General features: G+C 51.8%; 10 protein-coding genes and 1 tRNA gene. 4 read left to right on the forward strand and 7 right to left on the reverse strand.

All coding sequences use genetic code 11. The annotated features are described in order from the left end of the window. Positions 1-63: 63 nt before the first annotated feature. Together NMC31_RS23500 and dnaQ are read right to left on the reverse strand one after the other, a co-directional pair. Positions 64-140, reverse strand: a tRNA-Asp gene (locus tag NMC31_RS23500). Between the two features lie 130 nt (positions 141-270). Further along, complete coding sequence (gene dnaQ, locus NMC31_RS23505; protein WP_149464920.1) at positions 271-1,002, reverse strand: DNA polymerase III subunit epsilon; 732 nt, start codon at positions 1,000-1,002, stop codon at positions 271-273. Between the two features lie 63 nt (positions 1,003-1,065). On the opposite strand from dnaQ, the gene rnhA reads away from it, so the two are divergent. Further along, positions 1,066-1,533 carry a ribonuclease HI gene (rnhA, locus tag NMC31_RS23510; protein ID WP_149464919.1) on the forward strand — a complete coding sequence of 156 codons (468 nt, stop codon included), beginning with the start codon at positions 1,066-1,068 and terminating at the stop codon, positions 1,531-1,533. Here the strand turns inward: rnhA and NMC31_RS23515 are convergent. Then, positions 1,530-2,252 (reverse strand): class I SAM-dependent methyltransferase, encoded by a 723-nt coding sequence (locus NMC31_RS23515; RefSeq protein WP_253899257.1) that lies wholly within the window; start codon positions 2,250-2,252, stop codon positions 1,530-1,532. The genes rnhA and NMC31_RS23515 overlap by 4 nt on opposite strands. A gap of 32 nt (positions 2,253-2,284) precedes the next feature. On the opposite strand from NMC31_RS23515, the gene gloB reads away from it, so the two are divergent. Beyond that, positions 2,285-3,040 carry a hydroxyacylglutathione hydrolase gene (gene gloB, locus NMC31_RS23520; protein ID WP_253899258.1) on the forward strand — a complete coding sequence of 252 codons (756 nt, stop codon included), beginning with the start codon at positions 2,285-2,287 and terminating at the stop codon, positions 3,038-3,040. Between the two features lie 71 nt (positions 3,041-3,111). Beyond that, a complete protein-coding gene (mltD, locus tag NMC31_RS23525; protein ID WP_253899259.1) occupies positions 3,112-4,479 on the forward strand; it encodes a murein transglycosylase D in 1,368 nt (455 codons plus the stop codon). 46 nt (positions 4,480-4,525) lie between these two features. Here the strand turns inward: mltD and NMC31_RS23530 are convergent, their stop codons facing one another. The 3 genes from NMC31_RS23530 to NMC31_RS23540 all read right to left on the reverse strand — a co-directional run bounded on the left by NMC31_RS23530 (position 4,526) and on the right by NMC31_RS23540 (position 7,497). Beyond that, the gene (locus NMC31_RS23530) at positions 4,526-5,296 is read right to left on the reverse strand and encodes a class I SAM-dependent methyltransferase (protein ID WP_253899260.1); all 771 of its coding nucleotides are present in this window, start codon (positions 5,294-5,296) and stop codon (positions 4,526-4,528) included. Between the two features lie 78 nt (positions 5,297-5,374). Further along, positions 5,375-6,178: an endonuclease/exonuclease/phosphatase family protein gene (locus NMC31_RS23535; protein WP_041686313.1), complete on the reverse strand. Its 804-nt coding sequence runs from the start codon at positions 6,176-6,178 to the stop codon at positions 5,375-5,377. A 143-nt stretch (positions 6,179-6,321) separates the two neighbouring features. Continuing rightward, on the reverse strand, positions 6,322-7,497 hold the full coding sequence (locus NMC31_RS23540) for an MFS transporter (RefSeq protein WP_253899261.1): 1,176 nt from the start codon (positions 7,495-7,497) through the stop codon (positions 6,322-6,324). Positions 7,498-7,602: 105 nt separating this feature from the next. On the opposite strand from NMC31_RS23540, the gene yafC reads away from it, so the two are divergent. Continuing rightward, positions 7,603-8,514: a DNA-binding transcriptional regulator YafC gene (gene yafC, locus NMC31_RS23545; RefSeq protein ID WP_253899262.1), complete on the forward strand. Its 912-nt coding sequence runs from the start codon at positions 7,603-7,605 to the stop codon at positions 8,512-8,514. Here yafC and dkgB read toward each other — a convergent pair. Then, positions 8,511-9,314 carry a 2,5-didehydrogluconate reductase DkgB gene (gene dkgB, locus NMC31_RS23550; protein ID WP_253899263.1) on the reverse strand — a complete coding sequence of 268 codons (804 nt, stop codon included), beginning with the start codon at positions 9,312-9,314 and terminating at the stop codon, positions 8,511-8,513. The two genes, yafC and dkgB, sit on opposite strands and share 4 nt — an antisense overlap. Between the last annotated feature and the right edge of the window lie 154 nt (positions 9,315-9,468).

Raw genomic sequence — 9,468 nt, forward strand, 5'->3', positions numbered from 1 at the left:
ACTATCCTTTATTTCAGAAACGACAAAGGCCTGAATCATTGCTGATTCAGGCCTTTTGAATAGTGGCGGAACGGACGGGACTCGAACCCGCGACCCCCTGCGTGACAGGCAGGTATTCTAACCGACTGAACTACCGCTCCGCTGTGTTCCCTTGGGAACAAGGCGAATATTACGGGTTACCCTCGGAATCGTCAACGCTTTTTATGACGTTTTAAATCGTTTGCTGCAAAAATCGCCCAAATGACTATTTTCACAGCAAAAACAGAGGTTTTACGCTCGCCAGAGGCAGCTTCCACCCTTCTTTTGCACCAGATCGAGACGGGACTCGTGCGCCACCAGCTCTTCGTCAGAGGCAAAAACAACACGCAGTTTGCTTCCAGCACGGGTAACGCGCTGAATCCCGACATCGCCAGCCTGCTGCTGCCCCTCGCCTTCCATCGAAAACGCCATCGATGTCTGGCCACCGGTCATCAGCAGATAAACATCGGCCAGGATTTGGGCATCGAGTAAAGCTCCATGCAGAGTACGCTTGCTGTTATCGATTTCGTAACGTGAACATAAGGCATCGAGGCTGTTACGCTTGCCGGGGAACATTTTCCTCGCCAGCGCCAGGCTATCGGTTACCTTACAGAACGTATTGGTCTTCGGAATGCCGCGATTCAGCTTGCCAAACTCGTAGTCCATAAAGCCGATATCGAACGATGCGTTATGGATGACCAGTTCAGCCCCGCGGATGTAATCCATAAACTCGTCGGCAATCTCGCCAAAGGTCGGCTTATCCAGCAGGAACTCATCGGCAATCCCGTGAACGCCGAACGCTTCCGGGTCCACCAGCCGATCGGGTTTGAGATAAAAGTGGAAATTGTTTCCGGTCAGACGACGGTTAATCACCTCGACGGCACCGATCTCGATGATCTTGTGCCCTTCGTAGTGCGCCCCGATCTGGTTCATACCGGTGGTTTCCGTATCGAGGACGATCTGTCGTGTAATTGCAGTGCTCATATCGGTCATTTATGTCAGACTTGTCGTTTACGTGTCGATTTCAATACAGGAAGTCTACCAGAGATGCTTAAACAGGTAGAAATTTTCACCGATGGTTCGTGCCTCGGTAATCCAGGGCCTGGCGGCTATGGCGCCATTTTACGCTATCGTCAGAAGGAGAAAACCTTCAGTGAAGGCTATTATCTGACAACCAACAACCGCATGGAACTGATGGCAGCAATTGTCGCACTCGAGGCGCTGAAAGAACACTGTGAAGTGGTATTAAGCACCGACAGCCAGTACGTACGTCAGGGGATCACACAATGGATCCACAACTGGAAGAAGCGCGGCTGGAAAACCGCAGATAAAAAACCTGTTAAGAATGTCGATCTGTGGAAACGTCTTGATGCGGCGCTGGGTCAGCACGAAATTCGCTGGATGTGGGTAAAAGGCCATGCCGGGCATCCGGAGAACGAACGTTGTGATGAGCTGGCGCGCGCGGCGGCATCATCACCGACTCAGGAAGACATCGGATATCAGCCAGAGGTTTAAGCGTTTGGCTTTTTATATTGCCGGGTCGCCCCCACAGCCTGTGGGATGCGGCCTTTCGCTTTATTCTGCTTCATCGGGTTTAGCGTCAAGGGAATCGTTCGTTTACGCGCCACAATATATTGCACGCAACCTAATGCCGGCAGATGCGTACTTAACAGTTTTCCGCCCTGCTTCGTCCAGGGCAAAACCTGTACCCTTCCCTGATGCAGTACTTCAAAATTAAGCAATGCCAGCCAGTCCAGTTGACGCGTGAGGGTAAACATGCGGCTGTTGTACGGGATTTTATTGCGCAACAGCGGGACAAGCTTGCGTAATCCGACCAGGCTGATGGGGTTGAAGCTGGTGATGATCAGCCAGCCGTCGTCAATCAGCACGCGGTCTGCTTCCCGCAGCATGCGGTGAGGATCAGAACACCAGGGAAGCGTATGCGCCAGCAGGCAGGCATCGACCGACTTCTCGGCAAAGGGTAATTGCAGTGGGTCGGCTTTTACCTGAATCGGTTTACCCTCCAGCGAGACGTTAACCTGATGCGAGATAGCGCAGGCTTCCGTGTTAATTTCTGCGCTCAGGTTCCCAATTTTAAGCAAATGAAAACCATAGAGTTTCGTAAGCCAGGGTTTCAGTTGACGCTCCAGCGCCTCGCGATAATACTCACCCCAGGGCATTTCAGCCCAATGACCGGGCGCTGCGACTGTTTGAGGTATCCTTGCCGGTTTCATCACAACCTTCCGTTCGTTTTAAGAGGTATTTTATGAATCTTAACAGTATTCCCGCATTTCAGGACAACTACATCTGGGTTCTGAGCGACGACGCAGGCCGCTGCCTGATTGTCGATCCCGGCGAGGCCGCACCGGTTCTGCGTGCAATAAAAGAAAACAACTGGCAGCCGGAAGCGATTTTCCTGACTCATCACCATGCCGATCATGTGGGAGGCGTGGCCGAATTGCGTCAGCATTTTCCACATATTGAGGTCTATGGCCCTGCCGAAACGCAAGATAAGGGAACCACTAAAGTGGTCGCAGAGGGAGACAATGTGTCCGTTCTCGGACATGAATTTTGTATTATCGCCACGCCAGGTCACACTTTAGGACATATCTGTTTCTTTAACATGCCTTATCTGTTTTGTGGCGACACTATGTTCTCTGGCGGCTGCGGGCGGCTTTTTGAAGGTACAGCAAGCCAGATGTATCAATCACTTAAAAAAATAAGCGCACTCCCTGACGACACGTTAATTTGTTGTGCACATGAGTACACTTTATCAAATATGAAGTTTGCCGTGAGTATCCTACCGCATGATTTGTTCATAAATGAATACTATCGAGAAGTTAAGGAGTTACGTGCTAAAAATCAAAAGACACTCCCCGTTACTCTGAAAAATGAACGTCGAAATAATATTTTTTTGAGAACTGATAATGTTGATTTTATTAATGAAATTTCAAAAGAAACAAAATTGCTACAACCTTCTGAGCGTTTTGCATGGTTAAGGGCAAAGAAAGACAACTTCTGATACTTCACGGTTGCGTTTTGAAAAGTTCGCCGTTATGATCGGTCGTCTTTTAAGCAACTATTGACACACACATGAAGGCAAAAGCGATATTACTCGCCTCTGTCCTGCTCGTGGGGTGCCAGGCGTCAAAGCACGATGGCAATATCCAACAGCACGCACAGAGCCTTTCTGCGGCTAGTCAAGGAGAAGCGGGTAAGTTTGCAAGTCAGGCGCGGTGGATGGACGATGGGACATTCTACGCGCAGGATCAGGACTTGTGGGCTTCCATTGGCGACGAGCTAAAGATGGGAATTCCGGAAAATACCCGGATTCGCGAACAGAAACAGAAGTATTTAAGCAATAAGAGCTATCTCCACGATGTAACTTTACGGGCAGAGCCGTATATGTACTGGATAGCCGGGCAAGTTAAGAAACGTAACATGCCTATGGAACTGGTATTACTACCCATAGTGGAGAGCGCTTTTGACCCGCACGCAACGTCTGGCGCCAATGCTGCAGGCATTTGGCAGATCATTCCGAGCACAGGGCGCAATTACGGTCTGAAACAGACCCGCAGTTATGACGCACGTCGCGATGTTGTTGCCTCCACAACAGCAGCGCTGGATATGATGCAGCGTCTTAACAAGATGTTTGACGGCGACTGGTTATTAACCGTGGCGGCGTACAACAGCGGTGAAGGCCGTGTAATGAAGGCAATGAAAGCGAACAAAGCGCGTGGTAAACCCACCGATTTCTGGTCGCTGCCGCTGCCTCAGGAAACCAAGCTTTACGTACCGAAAATGCTGGCTTTGAGCGATATTCTCAAAAACAGTAAACGTTACGGTGTGCGACTGCCAACACCAGATGAAAGCCGTGCACTGGCGCGAGTACGTCTCGATAGCCCTGTTGAGATGAAACAACTGGCCGATATGGCGGGTATTTCAGTCAACAAGCTGAAGACGTTCAACGCGGGCGTAAAAGGCTCCACGCTGGGCGCAAGTGGCCCGAAGTATGTGATGGTGCCACAGAAGCATGCTGACCAGCTGCGTGAATCGCTGGCATCAGGTGATATTGCCGCAGTCCAGCCAACGCTGGTTGCTGACAATACGCCATTGCAGAGCCGCAGCTATAAAGTGCGCTCAGGTGACACCCTGTCAGGTATCGCATCACGTCTCGGCGTGTCAACGAGCGACCTGAAGCAGTGGAATAACCTGCGCGGCAATAATCTGAAGATTGGTCAGAGCTTAACGGTTGGCGCAGGTAACAGCGCAGCGCTGCTTGCTAAAAACAGCGATAGCATTACCTATCGCGTGCGTAAAGGCGACTCGCTGTCCAGTATTGCTAAACGTCACGGCGTGAACATCAAAGATGTGATGCGCTGGAACGATGATACTGACAACCTGAAACCTGGCGATCAGCTAACGTTGTTTGTGAAAAACAACGACCGTCCGGATTCCTGATCGGCAAATAAGCAAAAAGGCACCGTTTCCGGTGCCTTTTTTGTTTCTAGCGTGCTTTATGCGCTTCAAACATGATGGTATCGCTGGTAAAGGAGCCATCCTGCTGTAATGCAAACCACGTTTTCACCTCCGCAGACGCACTCTCCTGATAGACCCGTATCGCCTCGCACAGCGTTGCAGGCGTGCGCATACGCTCAACCCACGCAGCGAAATTCAGCGGCAATCTGTCGGTAATCAGGTTATCCACCGCCAGCCCGGCTTCTGCCGCCAGCGCCAGCCACTCGCCGCTGGAGTAGTTACGAACGTGCGAGGTGTCGCGCAACGCTTCAACCGTTTGCAGCCAGATATCACGTACCGGGTGTCCAGGAGACATCACGTCCATAATAATCAGCGTACCGCCCGGCTTCAGCACTCGCTTCACTTCCCGCAGGGCCTGACCCACGTCGTGCCAGTGGTGCGCCGAATAGCGGCTCATCACCACATCAAAACTCGCCGCTTCAAAAGGCAGCGATTCGGCATAGCCCTGACGGGTAGAGACGTTATCCAGCCCCTTCTCCGTTGCCGCCTGAGCGACCACCGCCAGCATCTGGCTGGATAAATCATAAGCCGTGACCTGCGCGACTTCACCCGCTGCGACAAAACTGGCGTGCCCGGCACCGCAGCCTAAATCCAGCAAGTGAGCTTCGGGGAAATCCGCCAGACGAGTTTTCAGGCGTTGCAGATCCCGGCCAGAGGCATGTACCGCACTGGTTAAATAGGCCTTCGCCTGAGAGCCAAACTGCTTTTCAACGTTGTCATGGTGGGAATGTGTTGTCATTGTGCTGTCCTTGGTTGTGTTTGAAATTAAGGGCAGCGCTGAAGGATCAGGTCTGCCCATGGCAGACCTGACGCACCTCTATTTGACAGGTATGCCGGGACTGAATTCGACGAGTAGCGGGTTATGATCGGAAGCACGCGTCACCAGAACCGATGCGTCGTGCACGTTTAAACCACGATAGAAGACAAAATCGAGCGGGCGACCAAACGCGCGGCGACGCTGGTCATCGGAAAAACGCACCTCGCGCAGCGACATTTCGCGGGCAAAGCGATAGAGCGCATTCATGCGCGGGCGGCTCCAGGCATTGAAATCACCGGCCATAATCACCGGGCCACTGTGGTGCGCAATCTGATCGCCAATGGGCAGCAGTTGTTTACTGTAGACATCGACGCCGAGGCTGAAATTCACCGCATGGATATTGACCACCATCAGCAGACGGGAATCAGGAAGTGGGTAAACAGTCACTAACGCAGATTTTGCCAGGCGCAAAATAGGTTCGCGCTCGCGCAGCGGGCAGCAATAGACCGGTTGCGCAGAAGAGAGCGTCATCACACCAGAGGGATGCTGTGGCAGGACGAATGCAGGAACCTGATCCGCGGCTAAATAGTTGGTGGTGGCAAACTTTACCAGCTCAGGCGTGGTTTGCGCTTCCTGAAGCAGCATCAGGTGGGCATCTTTGCCAAAATTTTTCAGCACCGACAACCATTCAGCTCGCTGCTGCTTAAAGATATTCCACACCAGAACGCGAATATTTTCTTCAGTACTTAACGGGGTGCCCGCGGGCAGTGCCTGCCCCATACCTGCATACATCCCAGGCGGAGGCAAAATTCGCTCCGCAGGTTGACCGGCGATGTAACGCATAGCATAGGTATTTTTTCGCACTTTCTTTTTTTGACCTCAATAAACAAAGAACCAACCTGTTTCCAGGGTGGTTCTTCAGTTATAGGGATTTTTGCTTACAGTTTCAACGCCAATCGCGATAAAGCTGTGTGAACTTCTGTAAGCAAGTGCTTACTCGTTTTGTATTAGCCTAATACTACGCGGGGCGTCTTATCCAGGCGACCGCTCAGGCCAATCAGCAACAGAGCAACCAGTACAATCACAGCGCCAATCCACGGGGTTTGCGCCAGGCCATAATGCTCTACCGTTTGGCCGCCGATAATAGACCCCAGTGCAATGCCAATGTTAAAGGCTGCAATGTTAAGCCCGGAAGCCACGTCAACCGCTGAAGGCGTGTACTCCTCCGCTTTCTGTACCACATAGACCTGCAGACCCGGAACGTTACCGAAAGCAAATATCCCCATCACCAGCACCGTCGCCAGCGCGGCATACTGCATCGAGGCGGTGAACTGAAAGATCAGCAGCAAAACCATCAGCGCAGCAAAAATGAATTTCAGCGCCGGAACTGCACCATGTTTGTCTGCCAGTTTACCGCCCCAGATATTGCCGATTGCCACAGAAACCCCGTATCCCAGTAAGATCCAGCTCACTGCACTCGGTGTAAAACCGGCCAGGTTTTGCATCATCGGCGCAAGGAAAGTGAACGCCGTAAATACGCCACCGTAGCCAAGCGCGGTCACCGCATAAATCATCAGCAAACGCGGATGTGTCAGCACCTTAACCTGTTCGCGCAGGCTGGCTGGCGCACGATTGGGAATATTATTCGGCACCAGAATCGCACTGGCGATTAAGGCAACCACGCCCAGTATGGAGACCGCAAGGAATGTTTCACGCCAGCCGAAGTGTTGACCAATAAATGTGCCTAACGGTACGCCAGTCACCAGCGCGACGGTCAGTCCGCCAAACATAATGGCAATCGCAGATGCGGCTTTCTCTTTGGGCACCAGACTGGTGGCGATTGTTGAGCCGATAGAGAAGAATACGCCATGCGCCAGACCCGTCATAAGCCGAGCTAATACTAACGTGGCATAGCCGGGAGCCTGCCAGGCCAGCAGGTTACCCAACGTAAACAGCACCATCAGCCCCAGCAGCAGCTGTTTGCGCGGCAGTTTACCGGTGAGCGCAGTCAGAACCGGTGCGCCAATGGCGACACCTAATGCATAGATAGAAACCAGCAGGCCGGCGGACGGCAGAGAGATAGAAAGCTGGTCAGCGATAGTTGGCACCAGTCCAACAATGACGAACTCCGTAGTGCCTATCGCAAAGGCACTGATAGTCAACGCAAGTAGCGCCAGAGGCATAATTTACTCCACATCATTCAGTATTAAGATGACACGAAGTATGCCGGGATGTTTTAATAACAAAAACCATCAAAATCTCAATTGAATTTTGCATCAGGTGCAACAATGAAAGCAACCTCAGAAGAAATCGCTATTTTCGTTGCCGTCGTCGAAAGCGGTAGCTTCAGCCGTGCGGCGGAGCAACTTGGCCAGGCTAACTCAGCAGTCAGCCGTGCCGTAAAAAAACTCGAATCTAAGCTGGGTGTCAGCCTGCTCAACCGGACGACGCGCCAGCTTAGCCTGACAGAAGAAGGCGAACGCTATTTCCGCCGTGTACAGGTAATTCTTCAGGAGATGGCGGCGGCTGAGGATGAAGTTATGGAGACGCGTCGCATACCTCGTGGAGTGCTACGAGTCGATGCCGCGACGCCCGTGACGCTCAATTTTCTGACGCCGCTGATTAAGCCCTTTCGCGAACGCTATCCGGAGATCACACTTTCGCTGGTCTCCTCGGAGACATTTATCAATCTGATTGAGAGAAAGGTCGATGTGGCCATTCGCGCGGGGGCGTTAAGCGATTCCAGCCTGCGCGCCAGGCCGCTATTTACTAGCTATCGTAAGATAGTCGCCTCACCGGACTACATTGCGCGTTACGGTAAACCTGAAACCGTCGCCGACCTTAAGGATCATCTTTGTTTAGGCTTTACCGAGCCGGTAACGCTCAATACCTGGCCAGTCTCCTGTTGCGATGGCCAGTTGCATGAAATTACCAGCGGACTGTCGTCCAATAGCGGAGAAACCATTAAACAACTCTGCCTGAACGGGAATGGGATTGCGTGTCTGTCGGATTATATGATTACAAAGGAACTGGAGCGGGGAGAATTCGTGGAGCTACTCGCCGAACAACGGGTGCCGGTCGAAATGCCGTTTAGCGCAGTGTATTACAGTGATAAAGCGGTGAGTCCGCGTATCCGGGCATTCATTGATTTCCTGAGTGAACATGCGGGCAGTTTTGCTCCCCGCACACAGGAGAGTTAATCCCAGTCAGGTGCCAGGCCTTCCGGACTGACCAGGCGATCGTTGCAATCCAGGGCTGCGATCGCTTTTTTGTCTTCGGCATCCAGTTGCAGTTTCAACGCCAGCAGGTTACTTGCCAGGTTTTCACGTTTAGTAGAAGAAGGGATAACCGAGTAACCCTCACCCATCGCCCATGCCAGAATCACCTGTGCTGGCGTAGCATTATGTTTGGTGGCAATACGCACAATGGTTTCATCTTTCAGCGCTTTGCCATAAGCCAGCGTCATGTAAGAGGTGATGTGAATGCCGTGCTCACTCGCCCAGTCCACCACTTTCCGGTTTTGCAGGTACGGGGAAAGCTCAATCTGATTGGCCGCGATATTTTCAGCACCCACCGCGCTTATCGCCTGCTCCATCAATGGAATAGTGAAATTCGAGATACCGATTTCACGCGTCAGCCCCTGTTTTTTAGCTTCCAGCAGCGCATGCATGAACTCTTCGACGGATACCGCATCGTTCGGAGATGGCCAGTGAACCAGTGTTAAATCGACATATTCCGAGCGCAGCTTTTTCAGGCTCTCTTTGAGGCTTGGGATCAGTTTCTCTTTGCTCAGATTTTCAGTCCAGATCTTGGTGGTGATAAAGATCTCTTCACGCGGTACGTTGCTTTCGGCAATCGCCTGACCCACAGCGGCTTCGTTATCGTAGATTTGTGCGGTATCAACGGCGCGATAACCCAGTTCCAGCGCGGTTTTTACCGAAGCAATGACCACGTCATCTTTCAGACGGAAAGTACCAAGACCAAATGCAGGTATAGACATAGTGTTCCTCTTAAATCCTTTGTTTTGATAGTAAAGAGGATTATGGCGATACGGATGGAGGAGAAAAAGAGTGGATGATGCAGAGGATTTTTGCTCAGAACGCAATAATCAATCAGGAGACGAAAAAAAGCCCTGAGTGTTAACTCAGGGCTTC

The organism is Pseudocitrobacter vendiensis (assembly GCF_943590815.1).
In the GTDB taxonomy this organism is placed as follows: domain Bacteria; phylum Pseudomonadota; class Gammaproteobacteria; order Enterobacterales; family Enterobacteriaceae; genus Pseudocitrobacter; species Pseudocitrobacter vendiensis.

Bases quoted from the DNA above. Each gene is read 5' to 3' on its own strand.
- gloB (WP_253899258.1), top strand. From the start codon at position 2,285: ATGAATCTTAACAGTATTCCCGCATTTCAGGACAACTACATCTGGGTT.
- NMC31_RS23530 (WP_253899260.1), bottom strand. From the start codon at position 5,296: ATGACAACACATTCCCACCATGACAACGTTGAAAAGCAGTTTGGCTCT.
- rnhA (WP_149464919.1), top strand. From the start codon at position 1,066: ATGCTTAAACAGGTAGAAATTTTCACCGATGGTTCGTGCCTCGGTAAT.
- mltD (WP_253899259.1), top strand. From the start codon at position 3,112: ATGAAGGCAAAAGCGATATTACTCGCCTCTGTCCTGCTCGTGGGGTGC.
- dnaQ (WP_149464920.1), bottom strand. From the start codon at position 1,002: ATGAGCACTGCAATTACACGACAGATCGTCCTCGATACGGAAACCACC.
- dkgB (WP_253899263.1), bottom strand. From the start codon at position 9,314: ATGTCTATACCTGCATTTGGTCTTGGTACTTTCCGTCTGAAAGATGAC.
- NMC31_RS23540 (WP_253899261.1), bottom strand. From the start codon at position 7,497: ATGCCTCTGGCGCTACTTGCGTTGACTATCAGTGCCTTTGCGATAGGC.
- yafC (WP_253899262.1), top strand. From the start codon at position 7,603: ATGAAAGCAACCTCAGAAGAAATCGCTATTTTCGTTGCCGTCGTCGAA.
- NMC31_RS23515 (WP_253899257.1), bottom strand. From the start codon at position 2,252: ATGAAACCGGCAAGGATACCTCAAACAGTCGCAGCGCCCGGTCATTGG.